We start from the raw sequence: 18,997 nt of genomic DNA, 5'->3' as shown, positions 1-18,997 counted from the left end.
ACGTACGGGAGTCCGCACGTGATCACCATCGCCAGGATCCTGGCCCGCCGCATCGTCCTGCTCGTCCCGCTGATGCTCGGCATCGTGCTCTTCGTCTTCCTCGTCATGCGGTTCTCGGACGTCGACCCGGCGTCCGCGTTCTTCCAGGGCGCGAACCCCACGCCGCAGCAACTCCACGACTTCCGGGAGCAGAACGGCCTGCTCGACCCGTTCCCGGTCCGCTACGCGCACTTCGTGGGCGACCTGGTCCACGGCGACATGGGTACCAGCGCGCTGACCCGGGCGCCGGTCGTCGACCAGGTCACCACCGCGCTGCCGCTCACTCTCCAGCTCACTTTCCTGGGGCTCGGCATCGCGGTGGTGCTCGCGCTGCTCGGCGGGGTCACCGCCGCGATCTACCGCGACCGGGTGCCCGACCAGGTCATCCGGGTCGTCTCGCTGACCGGGGTCGCCGCCCCGGGCTTCTGGCTGGCCCTCCTGATGATCCAGTACCTGGCCGTCGACCGGGGCTGGTTCCCGACCGGCGGATACATCAACCCCGGTGACTCGCTGAGCGGTTGGCTCAAGACGATGACCCTGCCCGCGCTCGCGCTGTCGCTCCCGGTCGCGGCACAGCTGACCCGGATCGTGCGCACGGCCGTGGTCGAGGAGCTGGACAAGGACTACGTCCGGACGGCGATCGGCAGCGGTCTGCCCCCGGTGGTCGTGGTCGGCCGCAACGTGCTGCGCAACGCGCTCATCAACCCACTGACCGTACTGGGACTGCGAGTCGGCTATCTGCTCGGCGGCGCGGTCGTCATCGAGACGATCTTCTCGCTGCCCGGCATGGGGAAGCTGATGATCGACGCCGTGAAGAACGGCGACCCGGCGGTCGTCCAGGGTGTCGTCCTGACGACGGCCACCGGCTTCGTGGTCGTGAACCTCGTCATCGACCTCCTGTATCTGCTGGTCAACCCGCGACTGAGGGATGCGGCCTGATGCGCACCCGGAGGAGCCCGGTCCGATGATCACTCGCAAGGGCCTCGCCGAGGCCCTCTCCCGCCCCGGCATCCGGCTGCGCGGCTGGCGCCGGCTGCCACTTCTCTCCCGTATCGCCGTCTGCTTCCTGGCAGTTGTCGTCCTGGCGGCCCTGCTCGCACCCGTGCTCGCGCCCCACGACCCGCTCGACCAGCAGCCGCAGACCGACGGCACCGGGCACCCCTCCGGCAGCCACTGGATGGGGCAGGACAGCCTCGGCCGGGACATCCTCAGCCGGCTGATGTACGGCGCCCGCTGGTCGCTCGCCATCGGCCTGGGCGCCACCGCGCTCGCCCTCGTCGTGGGAGCGCTCCTCGGCGCGGTCGCGGCGACCTCGCGCAAGGGGGTCGACGAGACGCTGATGCGCTGCCTGGACGTGGTGATGGCGTTCCCCGGCATCGCGCTCGCGGCCGTCCTGGTCGCGGTCTTCGGCGGCGGCATCACCGTGCTGATCTGCGCGATCGCGTTCCTGTTCACCCCGCCGGTGGCAAGGGTCGTACGCGCGAACGTACTTGACCAGTACGGCGAGGACTACGTGACCGCGGAACGGGTGATCGGCGCCCGCACCCCGCACATCGTGCTGCGGCACGTGGCCATCAACTGCGCGGCCCCGGTGCTGGTGTTCTGCACCGTGCAGGTCGCAGAGGCCATCGTGTTCGAGGCGTCGCTGTCGTTCATCGGCGCGGGCGTGCGGCCGCCCGACCCGTCGTGGGGCAGCGTCATCGCCGACGGCAAGAACATGGTGCTGACCGGCGGCTGGTGGGCGACCGTCTTCCCCGGCCTGCTGATGCTGATCACCGTGCTGTCCCTGAACATCCTCTCCGAGGGCGTCTCGGACGCGTGGGCGGCGCCCGCGGCACGGGAGGTGGAGGCGCGCGTCTCCGTCGCCCAGGACCGGTGGGAGGCGCCGGAGCCCGGCAGCGGCACCGTCCTCCCCCTGCCGGGCCTCACCGAGGCGGCCCGCAGGCTGCGCGCCCGCGCCCGGCCGCTGCCCTCCGGGCAACCCGTCCTCTCCGTCGAGAACCTCGCCATCGGCTTCGACGCCCGGCACGGCGGCGTCGACATCGTCGACGGCATCAGCTTCGACGTGCACCCCGGTGAAGTCCTCGGCCTGGTGGGCGAGTCGGGCTGCGGCAAGTCGCTCACCGCGCTGACGGTGATGGGCCTGGAGCCGAAGGGGGCCCGGGTACGCGGCCATGTGCGGTTCGACCAGCGGGAGTTGGTGGCCGAGCCGATGCGCGTACGGCGCCGGCTGCTCGGCCACGAGATGGCGATGGTCTACCAGGACGCGCTGTCGTCCCTGAACCCCGCCATGACCATCCGGGCCCAGCTCAAGCAGCTCGTCCGCAGGGGCGGAAAACGGCCCCCGGCCGCCCTGTTGGAACTGGTCGGCCTCGATCCGGAGCGCACCCTGCGCAGCTACCCCCACGAGCTCTCCGGCGGCCAGCGCCAACGCGTCCTCATCGCCATGGCGTTGTCCCGGGACCCTCGGCTGATCGTCGCCGACGAGCCGACCACGGCCCTGGACGTGACGGTCCAGGCGCAGATCATCGAGCTGCTGCTGCGCCTGCGCGAGGAGTTGGGGTTCTCGCTGATCCTCGTCTCGCACGACCTGGCACTCGTCGCGGACGTCACCGACCGGGTGGTCGTGATGTACGGCGGGCAGATCGTGGAGACGGGGGTGACGGCGGACCTGGTGGAGGCCCCGGCCCACCACTACACGCGCGGGCTGCTGGGCAGCGTCCTGTCGTTGGAGTCGGCCGCCGCGCGCATGACGCAGATCAAGGGGGTCGTCCCCGCCCCCGCGGACTTCCCCGCGGGCTGCCGGTTCGCCGACCGCTGCCCGCTGGCGAGCGAGGTGTGCCGTACGACGGCACCCGTCCTGCTGGGCGTACGTACGCACACGGCGGCCTGCCACCATCCGGCGGTCGACCTGGCCGCGCAGGCCGCGAGCACGGGAAGCGAGGCCGTCACATGACCGGCACAGCAGCGGCGGGGACCCTCATGACGGTGTCCGGCGCCCATGTCGTCCACAAGGCGCGCACCGGTGGGCTGTTGACCCGGGACCGGGTGTACGCCCTGACCGGCGCCGATCTCACGATCGCGCCCGGCGAGACGGTGGGCGTGGTCGGGGAGTCCGGCTGCGGCAAGTCGACGCTGGCCAAGGTGCTGGTGGGGGTGCAGCGGCCGACGTCCGGCACGGTGTCCTTCCGGGGGCGCGATCTGTGGTCGATGAAGCCCGCCGAGCGCCGGGCGACGGTCGGCCGCAGCACCGGCATGATCTTCCAGGACCCGTCGACGGCTCTGAACCGCCGCCTCCCGGTCCGCCGGATCCTGCGGGACCCCCTGGACGTGCACCACCACGGCACGACGGCCGAACGGGAGGATCGCGTACGGGAGTTGATGTCTCTCGTCGGCCTGCCCCGCGGTCTGGCCGACGTCCTGCCTGGCCAGCTGTCCGGCGGCCAGCGTCAGCGTGTCGCCATCGCACGGGCCCTGGCGCTCGACCCCGATCTGGTGGTGGCGGACGAGCCGACGAGCGCGCTGGACGTGTCCGTACGCGCCCAGATCCTCAACCTCCTGCTCGACCTGAAGGAGCGGCTGGGCCTGGCCCTCGTCTTCGTCTCGCACGACATCCAGACGGTACGGAGGATGAGCGACCGGGTGATCACCATGTACCTGGGCCGGATCGTGGAGGAGTCCCCGGCCTCCGAGGTCACCGACCGCGCCCGGCATCCGTACACCCGGGCGCTGTTCTCCGCGACCCCGGGCCTGCTGGACCCGATCGACCCGATCCCCTTGATCGGTCCGGTCCCCTCGGCGACCCACCCGCCGAGCGGCTGCCCGTTCCGTACGCGCTGCTGGAGGGCCGAGGCCGACTGCGCCACCGGTATGCCCGACTTCGCCGCCGCGTCGTCCCCGGATCACCGCTTCCGGTGTCACCATCCTGTGGAGGAGGGCCAGTCGACGCGGGACCTCGTGTCGCAGGCCTCGGCCACCGCCATGGCCGGCATCCCCGCCCAGCACCAGCCCTAGGGAGCCTTCATGCCGATCCCCGCCCCGCTCACCGGTGTCGTCCCGCCCGTCTGCACCCCCCTGACACCGGACCGCGAGGTGGACGTCCCGTCGCTCATCAGGCTCGTGGACCACCTGGTGGAGGGCGGGGTGCACGGGCTGTTCGTGCTCGGCTCGACGTCGGAGGCGGCGTACCTGACGGACGCGGACCGCAGGCTGGTGGTGGAGACGGTCGCCGGGCACGTCGGCGGCCGGCTCCCCGTCCTGGCGGGCGTGATCGACATGTCGACGCCCCGCGTACTCGCCCATGTCGCGGCCGTCTCCGCCGCGGGCGCGGACGCGGTCGTCGCCACGGCGCCGTTCTACGCCCGTACGCATCCCGCGGAGATCGCCCGGCACTTCCGCCTGATCGCCGACCACTCGCCCGTCCCTGTCTTCGCCTACGACATCCCGGTGGCCGTCCACACCAAACTCGGCGCGGACCTGGTCCTGGAGCTGGCCTCGGACGGCGTGCTGGCCGGGCTGAAGGACTCCAGCGGCGACCTCGGCGCGTTTCGCTCGGTCGTCACGGGTGCCCGGGCGCACCCGGAGATCACCGGGTTCTCCGTCCTCACCGGTTCCGAACTGATCGTCGACTCTGCGCTGGCGCTCGGCGCGGACGGGGTGGTGCCCGGACTCGGGAACGTCGACCCTGCGGGGTACGTGCGCCTGGACCGGCTCTGCCGCGAGGGTGACTGGGCTCGCGCCCGCGCCGAGCAGGAGCGGCTGTGTGCGCTCTTCGGGATGGTGGACGTGGGCTCCCCCGCCCGCATGGGCGGCAGTTCGTCCGCCCTCGGAGCGTTCAAGGCAGCGCTGCATCTACGGGGGATCATCGCCTGCGCGGCGACGGCGGAGCCTCAAATCCCCCTGTCGGAGGGGGAGGTGGAGCGGGTGGGGAAGTATCTGGCGGGGGCGGGGTTGCTGTAACGGCTTCTTTCGCCCCCTCCGCCCCTACCCTGCCCGTTGTCCTGGGGGCTGCGCCCCTTTCCCCCTGCATCGCGCTTCGCGCTCGTCCTCAAACGCCGGACGGGCTATCCAGCCCGTCCGGCGTTTGAGGACGAGGCCGTTCAGGCCGATGCGGGGGTCTGGGGGCGGCAGCCCCCAGGAACAAGGGACGGGTAGGGGCGGAGGGGGCGAAAAAGGCCCTTAGACCTCCAGCCGCCGGAACTCGATCGTCTCGTACGGCCCCGCCGTGCCCGTCTCGTAGAGCAGGCCCACCCCGCGGCCGGGGCCCCCGAGCGGCACGAGGTCGGAGTACGCAGCCCGCTGCTGCGAGAGCGTCACCAGCTTCGCGAAGGTGGCGCCACCGTCCGTGCTCCCCCAGACCGCCATCGCCTGGCGGACCGTCGGGACAGAGGGCCCGGAGAAGAGCAACGGGGCGCCAGGACCGCGGAGTTGAAGCACACTCCCCTGGACGACGGGCACGTCGTTCAGGGTGGACTGCGCCAGGTAGGGGCGGTCCAGCGACTGCCCGCCGTCGCTGGAGTACGTGTCCAACCGGTTCCCCGAACCGACCCCGTTCTGGTCCCGCGCACTGAAGTACAGCCGCCCGTCGGCCAGTTCGGCCGCCCCGCTCTCGTTCGCGTTGTACACCCCGTCGTAGGTGTCGTCGAGGAACCCCAGCCGCCAGGTGACGCCACCGTCATCGCTCAGGAGGTCATGAGCGCCGTAATACTTGGCCTCCTGCCCGGTGTCACCGGAGCCCGGCAGCGGCGCGGCGGAGTGGTTGGACGGCACGACCAGCCGGCCGGCATGCGGCCCGCGGGTCAGGGCGACGGCGTGGCCGGGGCCGGTGGCGTACCACCGCCAACTCGGCGGCTTCACCTGCGCGGTGATGTCCCGCGGAGCGGTGAAGTGCCGACCGTCGTCCCAGCTGGTCTGTACGAAGACGCGGCGGCTCTGCTCGGCGGTGACCTCGCCGCGCATGATCTGCGCCTCGGTCACGGCACCGCTGTTGTAGGAGGTGAGGAGCACGACCCGGCCGGTCCTCGGGTCCACGACCGGTGCGGGGTTGCCGCGGGTGTCGCCGTCCCCGGCGGCGACGACCTGGAGCGGGGTCCAGGTGCAGCCGCGGTCGTAGGAGCGTCTGAGGACGACATCGATGTTCCCGGTGTCGCCCGCGCTGTTGTGCCGCCCCTCGGCGAAGGCGAGCAGCGTGCCCGCGCGGGTGGTGACGGCGGCGGGGATGCGGTAGGTGTCGTAGCCGTCCTGGCCCGCCGTGTACGGCACGGAGGAGGTGCAGACCTTCCCGGCCGACGACGGGGTCGCCGCCGCGCTCCCGCCCCCGGCCACCGTGACCGCCAGCGCCCCGAGCAGCCCCGCGACCACCATGAACACGGACCTGCGGCTCGTAACTCTCATGGCACTCCCTGGCCTGAGCACTGCACGCGACAACACTGGACACATGGGACGTAGGACGTGGGATGTGATGTGTCCAGGTGAATTTATTGCGCCGGGAGGGAGACATCAACACCCGTGCATCCACGGCGTGTTGAGGAGGCGTCAGGTGCGTCCGTTCAGCCGGTGCCCGGAGTGACCAGCCCCGACTCGTACGCCACGATCACCAGCTGTGCCCGGTCGCGCGCGCCGAGCTTGCCCATGATGCGGCTGACGTGGGTCTTCGCGGTGAGGGGGCTGAGCCCCAGCGCCTCGGCCGTCTCGGTGTTGGTGAGGCCGCGGGCGACGAGGGTCAGCACCTGGCGCTCCCGGTCGGAGAGGCGTTCGGGGCCGCCGGTCGCGGGCACGGTGGTCACGGCGGGGCTGCGCAGGAATCGGGCGATCAGCCGGGCGGTCGGGCCCGGCGAGAGCAGCGCGTCGCCCGCCGCGACCGTGCGGATGGCGTCGAGGAGTTCGGCCGGTCTGGTGTCCTTCACCAGGAACCCGGAGGCGCCCGCGCGCAGCGCCTCGACGATGTGCTCGTCGGTGTCGTACGTCGTCAGGACGAGCACCTTCACGCCCGCCAGGTCCTCGTCGGCCGCGATGAGCCGGGTCGCCTCGATGCCGTCGAGGTCGGGCATCCGGATGTCCATGACGACCAGATCGGCGCGCATGCTGCGGGCCAGCTCGACGGCCTCCCGGCCGGTGCCGGCCTGTGCGACGACCTCCATGTCCGGCGCCGACTCGACGAGCATGGCGAAGGCGGCCCGCACGAGGGTCTGGTCGTCGGCGAGGAGTACACGGATGGTCATGAAACGGTTCTCCAGGAACGTACGCGGGCCATCATGAAACGGTTCCCCACTGCCGTACGCGAACAGCGGTCATCCGTACGCCGCCCTCGGTCATCAGCCCTCTCCCCCACTCACCCGCCACCGCCCCGCCGCACCGGCAGCACCGCACTCACCTCGAACCCCCCGTCGGCCCCGGCGAGGGACCCGGCGTCCAGTGTGCCGCCCACGCTGCGGGCCCGTTCGCGCATGCCGACGATGCCGAAGCCGGGAGTGCCGCCGTCCGCCGTGCTGCCCGTCCCGTCGTCGGTGACGGTCACCCGGAGGGCATCCTCGCGCTCGAACACCTGCACCCGCACCCAGAGATCGTCGCGTCCGCCGTGGCGTACGGCGTTGGTGAGCGCCTCCTGCACGATCCGGTAGGCGGCCGCGCCCACGGCGGGCGGCACCCCCTCGGCGCGGACCGAGAGGTCGACCTTCGCGCCCGCGATCCGGGCCGCCGCCGCGAGGTCGGGCAGGCCGTCGAGGCCGGGCAGCGGGCCGCGTCCGTCGCCCTCGCCGACCGTGTGCTCGCGCAGCACCTCCAGGGTGGTGCGCAGCTCGCCGCGCGCGGTCCGGCAGGTGTCGGCGATGTCGTCCAGGGCGTGGGCGACGGCTTCGCGGTCGAGCCGTTCGGGATCGGCGGCGAGGACGTGCGCGGCCACCGAGGTCTGGACGCCGATGAGGGTGATGCTGTGCGCGAGGAGGTCGTGCAGGTCGCGCGCGATGCGCAGACGTTCCTCGGCGACGCGGCGGCGGGCCTCCTCCTCGCGGGTGCGTTCGGCGCGCTCGGCTCGTTCGACGACCGAGGCGACGTACTGGCGATGCACGCTGACGTATGTGCCGAGGAGAAGCACGGCGACGATCCAGCCGGAGATCCGCAGGACCTCGACGACCTGGTGCGGAGGAACGGCCGCGTTGCCGATGAGGGTGACGCCGAGGACGCTGACGCCGGTCACCAGGGTGCGGCGTGCGGTGCCGGTCGCCGCGATCGTGTAGAGCACCATCATGACCGGGGTGATGGCGGCGTTGTGGTTGTAGTCGAGCGCGTGGTACGGACCGATGAAGGGGATCATGACGCAGAGCGCGAGCAGCGGACGCCGTCGGCGCCAGACGAGCGGAACGTGCGCGCAGAGCAGCAGCGTCCAGCCGAGGGCGTCGGGCCTGCGCCCGTCCATCACGGTCAGGCCGATCACGATCGAGAGGGCGGCGAGGGCGGCAGCACGGTAGGCGTCGCTGCGTAGGGCGTGCGGGGACGGGCCGCCGGACATCCGCCCGATACCGGTGCGCATGCGCTCGGCGTGGCGGCGCCGCAGGCCGCCCACCAGGGTCGCCGTCACCGCCCCCGCCCCCGTCTCCGTCACCGTCACCTCGGTTGTCGTACGCGTCTTCTGTGCTGCCGTGTTGGGATGCACGCGTTCATCTTCCGGTAGGAAGGTGCCCCTCCGGCAGGGAGGGGCACCTTCGGTCATCAACCGACCGTCACGCTCTCCCGTTCCCGCGGCGGAGGCGGCGCCGAGGACTCCGGCTCCCGGGACAGCGGACCCGGCCACCACACCTTCCGCCGCAGCGCCACACTCGCGCTGGTCACCAGGTACGTCCGGACGAGGAAGGTGTCCAGGAGCACCCCGACCGCGATCACGAAGCCCAGCTCGACGAGTTGCACGAGCCCCATGTTGGTCAGGACGGCGAAGGTCGCGGCGAGGACGAGTCCGGCGGAGGCGATGACTCCGCCGGTGGTCCGCAGCGCGGTGAGCGCCGCGGCGACGGGCTCCGCGCCCTGCACCGACTCCTCCCGCATCCGGTGCATGAGGAAGATGCCGTAGTCGACGCCGAGGGCGACCAGGAAGACGAAGGACAGCAGCCCCAGCCCCGGATCGGTGCCCTCGAATCCGAAGAGCGGGCTGAACACCAGTCCCCCGATGCCGAGGGCGGCGCCCCACACCGCGACGACGGCGACGAGCAGCAGCAGGGGTGCGACGAGGCTGCGCAGCAGCACCATCAGGATCAGCAGTACGGACACGAGGACGATCGGTACGACGATGAGGCGGTCGCGCGCGTTGGTGTCCTTCAGGTCGATCTGCTCGGCGCTCGGGCCGCCGATGTAGGAACCCTTGAGGTCGTGGCGCAGGGACTTGATGGTGGCGGTCTCGGCCGCCGACTGGGGTGCGCCCTGGGCGGTGACGGAGATCTCCGTCCAGCCCTTGCCGCTGCGCCCCGTCTCGGCGTCGGCGACGCCCCGCTCGGCGCGCACCCGGGCGAGGGTGTCGGCGGCCCGTGCGGTGGGGGTGATCACGGTGATCGGCTGGGTGCCGTGTTCGGGATAGGCCTTGGCGAGCGTCTCCATGGCGGTGACCGAGTCGGGCTTGTCGACGAACGAGTCCTGCTGCTTGAGCGCGCCGGGCAGGTTGAGGGTGCCGAGCGCGAGGGCGCCGAGCAGGACGACTCCGCCCGCGAGGACGGCGTAGGGGCGGCGTCCGGCGGAGCTGCCCATCGCCGCGAAGAGGCTGCGGCGCTGCTTGGGCTCGCTGCCGTAGGCCGGGACGAGCGGCCAGAACAGGCGGCGGCCGAAGAGGACCAGGACGGCCGGCAGCAGGGTCAGCATGGCGACGAGGGCGCACAGGACGCCGACGGTGCCCATCGGGCCCATGCCGCGGCTGCTGTTGAGGTCGGCGGCGAGCAGGCAGAGCAGCCCGGCGGCCACGGTCCCGGAGGAGGCGAGCACGGCGGGCCCGCAGCCGCGCAGGGCGGCCAGCATCGCGTCGTAGGGCCGTTCGACGCGCCGCAGTTCTTCCCGGTAGCGGGAGATGAGCAGCAGCGCGTAGTCGGTGCCCGCGCCGAAGACGAGGATCGTCATCACGCCCTGGCTCTGCCCGGTGATGGTGGTGCCGAAGGCCGAGTGGAGCCCGTACGCGACGCCCATCGCGAGGTAGTCGGCGACGCCCGCGACGGCGAGCGGCACGAGCCACAGCAGCGGGCTGCGGTAGATGAGGATCAGCAGGACGGCGACCACGGCGACGGTGGTGTAGAGCAGCGGTCCGCCGAGCGAGTTGTAGACCCCGGCCGCGTCGGTGGCGAGGGCTCCCGTGCCTCCGACGTCGACACTCAGCCCGCCCCCGCCGCGGGCCACGTCGCGTACGTCGTTGACGAAGTCGTCCCGGAGCTTCTCGTCGGTGCCGGGGGCCGAGCTGCTGACCGGGTACATCAGCGTGGTCCCGTCCCGGGAGGGCACGCCCCGCGGGGTTCCGGTGAGCGGGTTCTGGCGGTCGATCTCGGCGACCTGCCGGGCGGCCGTCGCGCGGTCGGCGGTGCTGAGGCCGCCGTCGCGGCGGTAGACGAGGACGAGCTCGGTGGTCTCGCCTCCGGGCAACTGGTCCTCGATCTTGGCCACTTGGGTGGAGTCCGCGCTTGCGGGCAGATAGTCCACGGCCCGGTCGTGCTGTACGTCGGCGAGCTTCGACGAGAAGGGCCCGACGGCGGCCAGCACGGCCACCCAGAGCCCGAGCAGCAGCCAGGGCACGGCCCGTCGCCGCGTACGCGTGGTTGTCTTTGCGGGCCCCATGGCGGGGTCCTCCCCTCCTGGACGGGTGTCTGGACATGACCAGACTCCCGGCGCGCGAGAGGTGATTCGTCACGCGGGAGGGCGAGTTCGGGGCTACTGCGAGGGGCGGCGAGGCGGCCGCACTACTCCCCGGGGAGTAGTGCGCGGGAGTACGGGATGTGAGCCGGCGTGGGCTGTCACTTCGGCCCAAGGCGTCCGGCCAAGGTGGTTACGACGGCGTGCGCGCCGCGGCCAGCAGCCGTGTCACGTCGTCCGAGCAGATCGTGAGCGCGGCGCCCACGGTGCTGAGGACGTCCCGTTCTGCAGGCGTGTACGGGCCGTCCGCGAGTGCGATGCGAGCGCCCTGGAGCAGGATGGCTTCCCTGCCGACCGGGGCGAGGTGCGGGGCCAGCGGGTCCAGCGCCTCGTGGAGTTCTATGGCGAGGCCCGCGCCGCAGGGTTCGCCGAAGATGCGGCCGGTGTCGGCGGCGAGGGCGTCGACGAGGGCGCCGAGCTGGTCCTCGGTGCAGTCGTCGAAGCCGGCCGAGCGGACGGTGGCGGCGGCGGTCTCCAGGGAGGTGCGGGAGCAGGTGCCGCCCGCGGCGAGCACGGCGAGGGCGACGGTGTGCACGGCGTCGCGGAGCATCGCGGAGAAGCGGGTGGTGGTGGGGTGGTCGAGGACATCGGCGCCGTAGTGGTGGTGGCAGGCGGCGCATTCGACGACGGGGCCGGTCTCGCCGCGCGGCAGGACCGGGACGCCGAGCAGGGTGAAGCGCCGACGGCCGGTCAGGCGCTGGTAGTTGCGGTCGCCTCCGCATCCGGGGCAGAAGAACTCGCCGTCGCCGACGGCGGTCCACGCGGTGCGGGTGCCTAGGATGCGGGTCATGTGACCAACACGGACAACACGACCTTTTCGTCCCCATCCTGGCAGCACGTCGCACCTCCGTAACCCCGCGGCAACATCGCCGCGTTGGCGTGATGTTAGCCACATTGTCGAGGCGGAGTCAGTACCTCGGGCGAGACCTCTCCGTGACATCCACGCGGATTGGCCGGTAAACGACGCGGCCCCGCCCGCCTCGAAAGGCGGACGGGGCCACAAAGAAGCCGGTCAGGCGAGTCAGCGGGCCGCGCGGTTGACGGCGGAGACGACGGCCTTCAGCGAAGCACGTGTCGTATTCGCGTCGATGCCGATTCCCCACAGAACCTGCCCGTCGATCGCACATTCGATGTACGAGGCGGCCTGCGCGGAGGCGCCCTCGCTCATCGTGTGCTCCTGGTAGTCCAGCAGGCGCACATCGATGCCGATGGACTGCAGAGCGTCGAAGAACGCGGAGATCGGGCCGTTGCCGGTGCCGGTCAGCACGGTGTCGGTGCCGTCGACCGACGCCTCGACGGTCAGCGTGTCCACGCCGTCCTTGTCCGTCGTGGACTGGCCGTTCTTGACCTGGATACGGCCCCACGGGTTCTCGGGGTTGGGCAGGTACTCGTCCTGGAAGATCGCCCAGATGTCCTTCGGCGTGACCTCGCCGCCCTCGGCGTCGGTCTTCGCCTGGATGATCTTCGAGAACTCGATCTGCATCCGGCGCGGCAGGTCCAGCTTGTGGTCGTTCTTCAGGACGTACGCGATACCGCCCTTGCCGGACTGCGAGTTGACCCGGATGACGGCCTCGTAGGAGCGGCCGACGTCCTTCGGGTCGATCGGCAGGTACGGCACCGCCCACTCGATGTCGTCCACCGTGACGCCCTTGGCCCTGGCGTCCGCCTCCATGGCGTCGAAGCCCTTCTTGATGGCGTCCTGGTGGGAGCCGGAGAAGGACGTGTAGACCAGGTCGCCCACGTACGGGTGACGGGGGTGGACCTCCATCTGGTTGCAGTACTCGGCGGTGCGGCGGATCTCGTCGATCTGCGAGAAGTCGATCTGCGGGTCGACGCCCTGCGAGAACAGGTTCATGCCCAGGGTGACCAGGTCGACGTTGCCGGTACGCTCGCCCTGGCCGAACAGGCAGCCCTCGATGCGGTCGGCGCCGGCCATCAGCGCCAGCTCGGCGGCGGCGACGGCCGTACCGCGGTCGTTGTGCGGGTGGACCGACAGGCAGACGTACTCGCGGCGGGACAGGTTGCGCGACATCCACTCGAAGCGGTCCGCGTGCGTGGAGGGCGTCGAACGCTCCACCGTGGCGGGCAGGTTGAGGATGATCTCGCGGCCCGGGCCGGGCTGGTAGACGTCCATGACCGCTTCGCAGACCTCCAGCGCGAAGTCGATCTCGGTGTCGGTGAAGATCTCCGGGCTGTACTGGTAACCGAACGTCGTCCGCTCGTCCAGCAGCTTCTCGGCGTACTCCATGACCAGCCGGGTGCCGTCCACGGCGATCTGCTTGATCTGGTCCTTGGAGCCGCGGAAGACGACCCGGCGGAAGACCGGCGCCGTCGCGTTGTACAGGTGGACGGTGGCGCGCTTGGCGCCGACCAGGGACTCCACGGTCCGCTCGATCAGGTCCTCGCGGGCCTGGGTCAGTACGGAGATGGTGACGTCGTCGGGGATCGCGGTCTCGTCCTCGATGATCGAGCGGACGAAGTCGAAGTCCGTCTGACCGGAGGCGGGGAAACCGACCTCGATCTCCTTGTAGCCCATCTTCACCAGCAGGTCGAACATCTCGCGCTTGCGGGCGGGCGACATCGGGTCGATCAGCGCCTGGTTGCCGTCGCGCAGGTCCGTGGAGAGCCAGCGGGGGGCGGCGGTGATCCGCTGCTCCGGCCACGTACGGTCGGGGATCTCGACCTGGTCGTACGGGCGGTACTTGTGGATCGGCATGGACGTCGGCTGCTGGCGGTTCTGGCTGTTCGCCATGATGCGTGGGCTCCTCAGGATGTCCGGAAGGACGGCCGACGGCGCAACGCCAGACTCCGCGGGGAGGGGGTCGGCCTCGACTACAGGCCCTCGCCGCGGCAGCTAAGGAGAAGCAGCCCGAAACGCATGATGCTCAGAAGAGTAGCCGAGCCACGCTCTCTACGGGGGGCTGTATCAGTATGCGGGACCGCGGGCAGATAGTGGGACAAAAAGTGCTCCATACCACTGAAGAGCGGACTCCAAGGCTCCTTATCGCCGTATTTCACCAATCATGGTTGCAGGTAGTGACAGCGTCATAACCCAGTGCAAGGGTGCCGGGCATGACGACCAACGGGGGCTTCGAGCCCGTCTTCTGCACCATCGTTCCGCCACACGTCCTCGACAAGCTGGCCCAGCACGAGGACCCCGCGCTCGCCGGACCGGCGCGCCGCACCCTGGAGCACGACGCCTTCGAGCGCACCCACCGCCGCCTGACCACGGTGATCGGCGCGCCCGCGGTGGCCCCGCCCAAGGAGGCCGCCGAGGACAAGCCGCTGCGCACGATCTACGACGCCAAGCACCACCAGGACCTGCCCGGCAAGAAGGTCCGCGGCGAGAGCGACAAGCCCGGCAAGGACGCCACCGTCAACCGCGCGTTCGCGGGCCTCGGCGCCACCTTCGAGCTGTACCTGAAGGCGTACACCCGCAACTCGATCAACGGCGAGGGCCTGCCGCTGAACGCGACCGTGCACTACGACCGGGACTACAACAACGCGTTCTGGAACGGCGAGCAGATGGTGTTCGGCGACGGGGACGGGGAGATCTTCCTCGACTTCACCATCCCGGTCGACGTCATCGGCCACGAGCTGACCCACGGCGTCACCCAGTACACGGCGAACCTCACCTACTTCGGCCAGCCGGGCGCCCTGAACGAGTCGATGTCGGACGTCTTCGGATCGCTCATCAAGCAGTACACACTCGGCCAGAACGCCTCCGAGGCGGACTGGCTGATCGGCGCGGGCCTGCTCGCCCCGCGCGTCACCGGCACCGCCCTGCGCTCCATGAAGGAGCCCGGCACGGCGTACGACGACGACGTGCTCGGCAAGGACCCGCAGCCCGCGACGATGGACGGGTACGTGAAGACCGGCCGCGACAACGGCGGCGTCCACATCAACTCCGGCATCCCCAACCACGCGTTCTACCTCGTCGCCGACGCGCTCGGCGGCAACGCCTGGGAGCGGGCCGGACAGATCTGGTACGACGTCCTCACCGGCGGCGCACTCCAGTCAGAGGCCGGCTTCTCGGACTTCGCGAAGCTGACGGTCGCGCAGGCGCGCAGCCGCTACGGAGAGGGCGAGGAGCTCCAGAGCGTCCTGAAGGCGTGGGAGCAGGTCGGGGTCCCGTCGGCGTAGCACCGGCGCCCGTCTCGTACTAGACAGGACCCATGCGTATCCAGGTGAGGCGGACAGGCGGGTTCGCGGGTATCGAGCGCCATGCCGAGGTGGAGACCTCGGGACGGACCGACGCCCATGAGTGGCAGGCCCTGGCCGAGCGGGCGGTGGCCGCCGGCCGGGGCGCACCCCCGGTCGGTGTGCCCGACGGATTCAGCTACCAGATCACCGTGAACGGAAAGACGGTGTACTGCGCGGACCCGAGACTGACGGAGGAGCAACGGAAGCTGATTTCACGGGTGTTGAAGGAGGGGGCGTGACCAGTGCGTGAGGGACGGGTGTAACTCGCACTTCACGCCCGGGCGTTGACTTCTGTTACCGCGGGTACGGATGATCGCGCGCATGGCGACGAACCCCCTCCCGCAGTTCCCGCCCGGCTTCCTCTGGGGCGTGTCCACCTCGGCCCACCAGATCGAGGGGGCCGCGGACCTGCGCGCCCCCTCCGTCTGGGACGCCTTCACCGCCGAAGAGGGGCGGGTGAAGGACGGCACCACCGCGGCGGTGGCCTGCGACCACTACCACCGCTACCGCGAGGACGTGGCGCTCCTCGCCGATCTCGGCGTGGACGCGTACCGCTTCTCGATCTCCTGGCCGCGGGTGAACTCCCCCGGCGGCCTGGACTTCTACGACCGGCTGGTCGACGAGCTGTGCGGCGCGGGCATCCGTCCCGTGCCGACGCTCTTCCACTGGGACCTGCCGGTCACGCTCGACTGGCTGGAGCGGGACACGGCCTCCCGTTTCGCCGAGTACGTGAGCGTCGTCGCCGCCCGGCTCGGCGACCGCGTCGGCAAGTGGATCACTCTCAACGAGCCCGCCGAGCACACCCTGCTCGGCCACGCGCTCGGCGCGCACGCGCCCGGCAAGCAGCTGCTCTTCGACGCACTCCCGGTCGCCCACCACCAACTCCTCGCCCACGGCCTGGCGGTACGGGCCCTGCGCGCGGCCGGGGCGACGGACATCGGGATCGCCAACTCGCACGGGCCGACCTGGCCGGCGTCGCAGGAACCGGCGGACCTGGAGGCGGCGGAGTTCTACGACCTCCTGCTGAACCGCCTGTTCGCCGACCCCGTGCTGCTCGGCCAGTACCCGGAGGGCATCGGCGAGTTGATGCCGGGCGACGTCGAGGCCGACCTCAAGGTCATCGGGGAGCCGCTCGACTGGTACGGCATCAACTACTACGCGCCGACCAGGGTGGGCGCGCCACAGGGCGCCGAGATCGAGTTCGGCGGACTCACGCTTCCCGCCGAACTCCCCTTCTCGGTAAGGGAGATCGAGGGCGTCCCGGTCACCGACTTCGGCTGGCCGGTGGTCCCGGAGGGTCTGACGGAACTGCTCACCGGCTTCCGGGGCCGCTACGCCGACCGCCTCCCGCCGGTCGTCATCACCGAGAACGGCTGCTCGTACGAGGGCATCGACGACCAGGACCGGATCGCTTACCTGGACGGCCACATCCGGGCACTGCACCGGGCCTCGGAGGCGGGCGTCGACGTACGCGGCTACTTCGTGTGGTCGCTGCTGGACAACTTCGAGTGGGCGGAGGGGTACGCGCGCCGCTTCGGGCTCGTACACGTGGACTTCGAGAACTCCGCGACGCTGAAGCGGACCCCGAAGGCGTCCTACGGCTGGCTGCGGGACGTGCTGCGGGCGCAGAGATGACGGCGACGTCGCGGGACCCTGCGGCAACGCCCGGCCCCGACGCGCTAGCCGAGCCCGTCGAACGCGTCGGCCGCGGCTGGACCTCGGCGCTCTCGCTCGCCAACGGGGCGATCTGGGTGGGCTGGTACGGCCCGCTGCAGATCCTCCTTGCCTCCCAGGCCGAGGACTTCGCACCCGGCACCGGCATGTCGAAGGAGACGATGCTCGCCTGGGTCACGGGCGCGGGCGCGCTCGTCTCCCTGGTCGCCAACCCGGTCTTCGGCGCGCTGTCGGACCGTACGACGTCCCGCCGTGGCCGCCGTACGCCCTGGATCGTGGCCGGGGCGGCGGGCGGCGCGCTCGCCCTGCTGTTGCTCGCGGGCGCGGGCGGGGTGTGGACGATGGCGCTGGGCTGGTGCCTGGTCCAGCTGACGCTGAACGCCGCGTTCGCCGCGGTCACGGCGGCCGTCCCCGACCGGGTGCCGCGGCTCCAACGGGGCTCTGTGGGCGGCTGGTTGGGGGTCGCGCAGATCCTGGGCGTGGTCGGCGGCACGGGCCTCGCCACCGCCGCCGGGGGCATCGGCGGGGGCTATGCGGCGTGTGCGGTGTTCACGCTCGTGGGGGTGCTGCCGTACGTCCTGAGGTACGAGGATCTACGGCTGCCCGAGGCCGCGCGCACACCCTGGTCCTGGCGGGCCTTCGTGACGTCCTTCTGGCTGAGCCCCCGCCGCCACCCGGACCTGGGCTGGGCCTGGCTGACCCGTTTCCTGATCAACCTGAGCAACGCGCTCGTGCTGCTCTACCTGCTCTACTACCTGCGGGACCGCCTGCACTACGACGACCCTGACAAGGGCGTCCTGATCCTCACCGCCGTCAACGGCGTGACACTCCTCGCCACCGTGGTGGTCGGCGGTGTCTGGTCGGACCGGATCGGCCGCCGCAAACCGTTCGTGATCTGGTCCGGCGTCCTGATGGCGCTCGCCACGGCCGCGCTGGCCGGCTGGCAGACCTGGCCCGGCGCGATCGTCGCGGCCGCGATCCTCGGCATCGGCTTCGGCGTCTTCACATCCGTCGACTTCGCCCTGATGACGGACGTCCTGCCCAAGGCCCTGGACCGCGGCAAGGACCTCGGCGTCATCAACGTCGCCAACGCCCTGCCCCAGGTCGCCGCCCCCGCCCTGGCGGCGCCGATCGTGAACCATCTGGGCGGCTACCGGGTGCTGTACCTGGTGTCGGCCGTGATCGGCCTGGCGGGGGCGCTGCTGGTGCGGCGGATCAGGGGGGTGGACTGAACGGGGGGCTGAACAAGAGGCTGGGCTCAGAGCGCCCCGGCGTCCTTGGCCGTCCACACCGACGGGTACAGCGGGCGGAAGCCCAGCTCGCGGCGGATGCGGGCGGTGGAGACGATGCCGAACCAGGGGTCGGAGTCCGTGCGGTCGTAGAGGGCGGGCGGGATGTCGACCCCGTTGAGCTGGTGGAGGTCGACGGCCGTGACGGGGGTGTCGTCGGCGATGTTGTAGACGCCGCCCGCGCCCGGGGCGTACAGGATCCGGGTCAGGCCCTGGGCCACGTCCGCGTGGTGGCCCATCTGGAGGCGCTGGGTGGCCGCCCAGCCGCCCGCCCACCGCAGCGACTGGGCGAGGTGCGGGTCGCCCTCCCCGTACACGAAGGGGAGCCGCCCGATCCGGACGTCCAGGCCGTCGAGGGCCGCCAGCTCCCGCTCGGCGGCCGCCTTGGACTCCGGGTAGGCGCCCCACATCTCGCCGCCGGGGACGCTCGGGTCCTCCTCGGTGAGGGGACGGCCGCGCCCCGTGCCGTACACCAGGTTCGTGCTGACCTGGACGAAGCGGCGGACGCCCGAGGCGAGCGCCGCGCGGCCCAGTTCGACGGCGGCGTCGCGGTTGACCGCCCAGGCCTCCTCGTCCGGGACACCGCGGAAGGCCGCCGCGATGTTGATCACGGCGTCCACCCCGGCGAGCGCCTTGCCGAGCGCTTCCGCGTCCCGCAGATCGCCGACCGCGACCTGCGCGCCCAGCTCGGCGAAGGGCGCGCCCTTCGCCTCGTCGCGCACCAGGACCCGCACCTGGTCCTCCGCCTGCACCGCCTGCAGCAGCCGCGGTACGAAGCGGCGGCCGACCTGGCCTGTCGTGCCTGTCACCAACGTCAGCATCTCGTGCTCCTCTCGTCGTGACCCCAGCGTCGGGGCGCGCGGCGCGCGGCGGGAGAGACCTCCTGATCCGGGGACCGGCAGTCCCTGGATAAGCCGGGC

At 71.4% G+C, this 18,997-nt stretch carries 15 protein-coding genes; 8 read left to right on the top strand and 7 right to left on the bottom strand.

Annotated elements, in window-relative coordinates:
- The first annotated feature begins 18 nt into the window (after positions 1-18).
- The 4 genes from AB5J56_RS30080 to AB5J56_RS30065 are packed head-to-tail and all read left to right on the top strand — an operon-like array spanning position 19 to position 4,998.
- Positions 19-978, top strand: a complete 960-nt coding sequence (locus tag AB5J56_RS30080; RefSeq protein ID WP_369236947.1) for an ABC transporter permease — start codon at positions 19-21, stop codon at positions 976-978.
- Positions 979-1,003: 25 nt separating this feature from the next.
- Positions 1,004-2,995, top strand: coding sequence for a dipeptide/oligopeptide/nickel ABC transporter permease/ATP-binding protein (locus AB5J56_RS30075; RefSeq protein WP_369236945.1), 1,992 nt, complete (start codon positions 1,004-1,006; stop codon positions 2,993-2,995).
- A complete protein-coding gene (locus AB5J56_RS30070) occupies positions 2,992-4,053 on the top strand; it encodes an oligopeptide/dipeptide ABC transporter ATP-binding protein (RefSeq protein ID WP_369236943.1) in 1,062 nt (353 codons plus the stop codon). The genes AB5J56_RS30075 and AB5J56_RS30070 overlap by 4 nt, the downstream gene beginning before the upstream one ends.
- Positions 4,054-4,062: 9 nt before the next feature.
- On the top strand, positions 4,063-4,998 hold the full coding sequence (locus AB5J56_RS30065; RefSeq protein WP_369236941.1) for a dihydrodipicolinate synthase family protein: 936 nt from the start codon (positions 4,063-4,065) through the stop codon (positions 4,996-4,998).
- 219 nt (positions 4,999-5,217) lie between these two features.
- Here the strand turns inward: AB5J56_RS30065 and AB5J56_RS30060 are convergent, their stop codons facing one another.
- The 6 genes from AB5J56_RS30060 to leuA all read right to left on the bottom strand — a co-directional run bounded on the left by AB5J56_RS30060 (position 5,218) and on the right by leuA (position 13,663).
- Positions 5,218-6,432: an exo-alpha-sialidase gene (locus AB5J56_RS30060; protein WP_369236939.1), complete on the bottom strand. Its 1,215-nt coding sequence runs from the start codon at positions 6,430-6,432 to the stop codon at positions 5,218-5,220.
- A gap of 155 nt (positions 6,433-6,587) precedes the next feature.
- Entirely contained in the window at positions 6,588-7,259 is a 672-nt protein-coding gene (locus AB5J56_RS30055; RefSeq protein ID WP_369236937.1) for a response regulator, read from the bottom strand.
- Between the two features lie 110 nt (positions 7,260-7,369).
- Positions 7,370-8,566: a sensor histidine kinase gene (locus AB5J56_RS30050; protein ID WP_369242888.1), complete on the bottom strand. Its 1,197-nt coding sequence runs from the start codon at positions 8,564-8,566 to the stop codon at positions 7,370-7,372.
- Positions 8,567-8,745: 179 nt separating this feature from the next.
- On the bottom strand, positions 8,746-10,836 hold the full coding sequence (locus tag AB5J56_RS30045) for an MMPL family transporter (protein ID WP_369236935.1): 2,091 nt from the start codon (positions 10,834-10,836) through the stop codon (positions 8,746-8,748).
- A 208-nt stretch (positions 10,837-11,044) separates the two neighbouring features.
- Entirely contained in the window at positions 11,045-11,701 is a 657-nt protein-coding gene (locus AB5J56_RS30040) for a TerB family tellurite resistance protein (protein ID WP_369236933.1), read from the bottom strand.
- A 231-nt stretch (positions 11,702-11,932) separates the two neighbouring features.
- Positions 11,933-13,663, bottom strand: a complete 1,731-nt coding sequence (leuA, locus tag AB5J56_RS30035; RefSeq protein ID WP_369236931.1) for a 2-isopropylmalate synthase — start codon at positions 13,661-13,663, stop codon at positions 11,933-11,935.
- Between the two features lie 320 nt (positions 13,664-13,983).
- Here leuA and AB5J56_RS30030 point away from each other — a divergent pair, with 320 nt between their 5' ends.
- The 4 genes from AB5J56_RS30030 to AB5J56_RS30015 all read left to right on the top strand — a co-directional run bounded on the left by AB5J56_RS30030 (position 13,984) and on the right by AB5J56_RS30015 (position 18,020).
- Positions 13,984-15,054 carry a M4 family metallopeptidase gene (locus tag AB5J56_RS30030; RefSeq protein WP_369236929.1) on the top strand — a complete coding sequence of 357 codons (1,071 nt, stop codon included), beginning with the start codon at positions 13,984-13,986 and terminating at the stop codon, positions 15,052-15,054.
- A gap of 32 nt (positions 15,055-15,086) precedes the next feature.
- The gene (locus tag AB5J56_RS30025; protein ID WP_369236927.1) at positions 15,087-15,353 is read left to right on the top strand and encodes a protealysin inhibitor emfourin; all 267 of its coding nucleotides are present in this window, start codon (positions 15,087-15,089) and stop codon (positions 15,351-15,353) included.
- An 82-nt stretch (positions 15,354-15,435) separates the two neighbouring features.
- Positions 15,436-16,749: a GH1 family beta-glucosidase gene (locus AB5J56_RS30020; RefSeq protein WP_369236925.1), complete on the top strand. Its 1,314-nt coding sequence runs from the start codon at positions 15,436-15,438 to the stop codon at positions 16,747-16,749.
- On the top strand, positions 16,746-18,020 hold the full coding sequence (locus tag AB5J56_RS30015) for an MFS transporter (RefSeq protein ID WP_369236923.1): 1,275 nt from the start codon (positions 16,746-16,748) through the stop codon (positions 18,018-18,020). The genes AB5J56_RS30020 and AB5J56_RS30015 overlap by 4 nt, the downstream gene beginning before the upstream one ends.
- A gap of 26 nt (positions 18,021-18,046) precedes the next feature.
- On the opposite strand, the gene AB5J56_RS30010 is transcribed toward AB5J56_RS30015, so the two are convergent.
- Positions 18,047-18,898 (bottom strand): NAD-dependent epimerase/dehydratase family protein, encoded by an 852-nt coding sequence (locus AB5J56_RS30010; RefSeq protein ID WP_369236921.1) that lies wholly within the window; start codon positions 18,896-18,898, stop codon positions 18,047-18,049.
- Positions 18,899-18,997: the final 99 nt, after the last annotated feature.

Source organism: Streptomyces sp. R21 (genome assembly GCF_041051975.1).
Lineage (GTDB): Bacteria > Actinomycetota > Actinomycetes > Streptomycetales > Streptomycetaceae > Streptomyces.
Note: the sequence above shows the minus strand (reverse complement) of the source record. Positions and strands in the feature narration are given on the sequence as shown.

Bases quoted from the DNA above. Each gene is read 5' to 3' on its own strand.
- AB5J56_RS30075 (WP_369236945.1), top strand. From the start codon at position 1,004: ATGATCACTCGCAAGGGCCTCGCCGAGGCCCTCTCCCGCCCCGGCATC.
- AB5J56_RS30070 (WP_369236943.1), top strand. From the start codon at position 2,992: ATGACCGGCACAGCAGCGGCGGGGACCCTCATGACGGTGTCCGGCGCC.
- AB5J56_RS30065 (WP_369236941.1), top strand. From the start codon at position 4,063: ATGCCGATCCCCGCCCCGCTCACCGGTGTCGTCCCGCCCGTCTGCACC.
- AB5J56_RS30060 (WP_369236939.1), bottom strand. From the start codon at position 6,432: ATGAGAGTTACGAGCCGCAGGTCCGTGTTCATGGTGGTCGCGGGGCTG.
- AB5J56_RS30055 (WP_369236937.1), bottom strand. From the start codon at position 7,259: ATGACCATCCGTGTACTCCTCGCCGACGACCAGACCCTCGTGCGGGCC.
- AB5J56_RS30050 (WP_369242888.1), bottom strand. From the start codon at position 8,566: ATGCGCACCGGTATCGGGCGGATGTCCGGCGGCCCGTCCCCGCACGCC.
- AB5J56_RS30045 (WP_369236935.1), bottom strand. From the start codon at position 10,836: ATGGGGCCCGCAAAGACAACCACGCGTACGCGGCGACGGGCCGTGCCC.
- AB5J56_RS30040 (WP_369236933.1), bottom strand. From the start codon at position 11,701: ATGACCCGCATCCTAGGCACCCGCACCGCGTGGACCGCCGTCGGCGAC.
- leuA (WP_369236931.1), bottom strand. From the start codon at position 13,663: ATGGCGAACAGCCAGAACCGCCAGCAGCCGACGTCCATGCCGATCCAC.
- AB5J56_RS30030 (WP_369236929.1), top strand. From the start codon at position 13,984: ATGACGACCAACGGGGGCTTCGAGCCCGTCTTCTGCACCATCGTTCCG.
- AB5J56_RS30025 (WP_369236927.1), top strand. From the start codon at position 15,087: ATGCGTATCCAGGTGAGGCGGACAGGCGGGTTCGCGGGTATCGAGCGC.
- AB5J56_RS30020 (WP_369236925.1), top strand. From the start codon at position 15,436: ATGGCGACGAACCCCCTCCCGCAGTTCCCGCCCGGCTTCCTCTGGGGC.
- AB5J56_RS30015 (WP_369236923.1), top strand. From the start codon at position 16,746: ATGACGGCGACGTCGCGGGACCCTGCGGCAACGCCCGGCCCCGACGCG.
- AB5J56_RS30010 (WP_369236921.1), bottom strand. From the start codon at position 18,898: ATGCTGACGTTGGTGACAGGCACGACAGGCCAGGTCGGCCGCCGCTTC.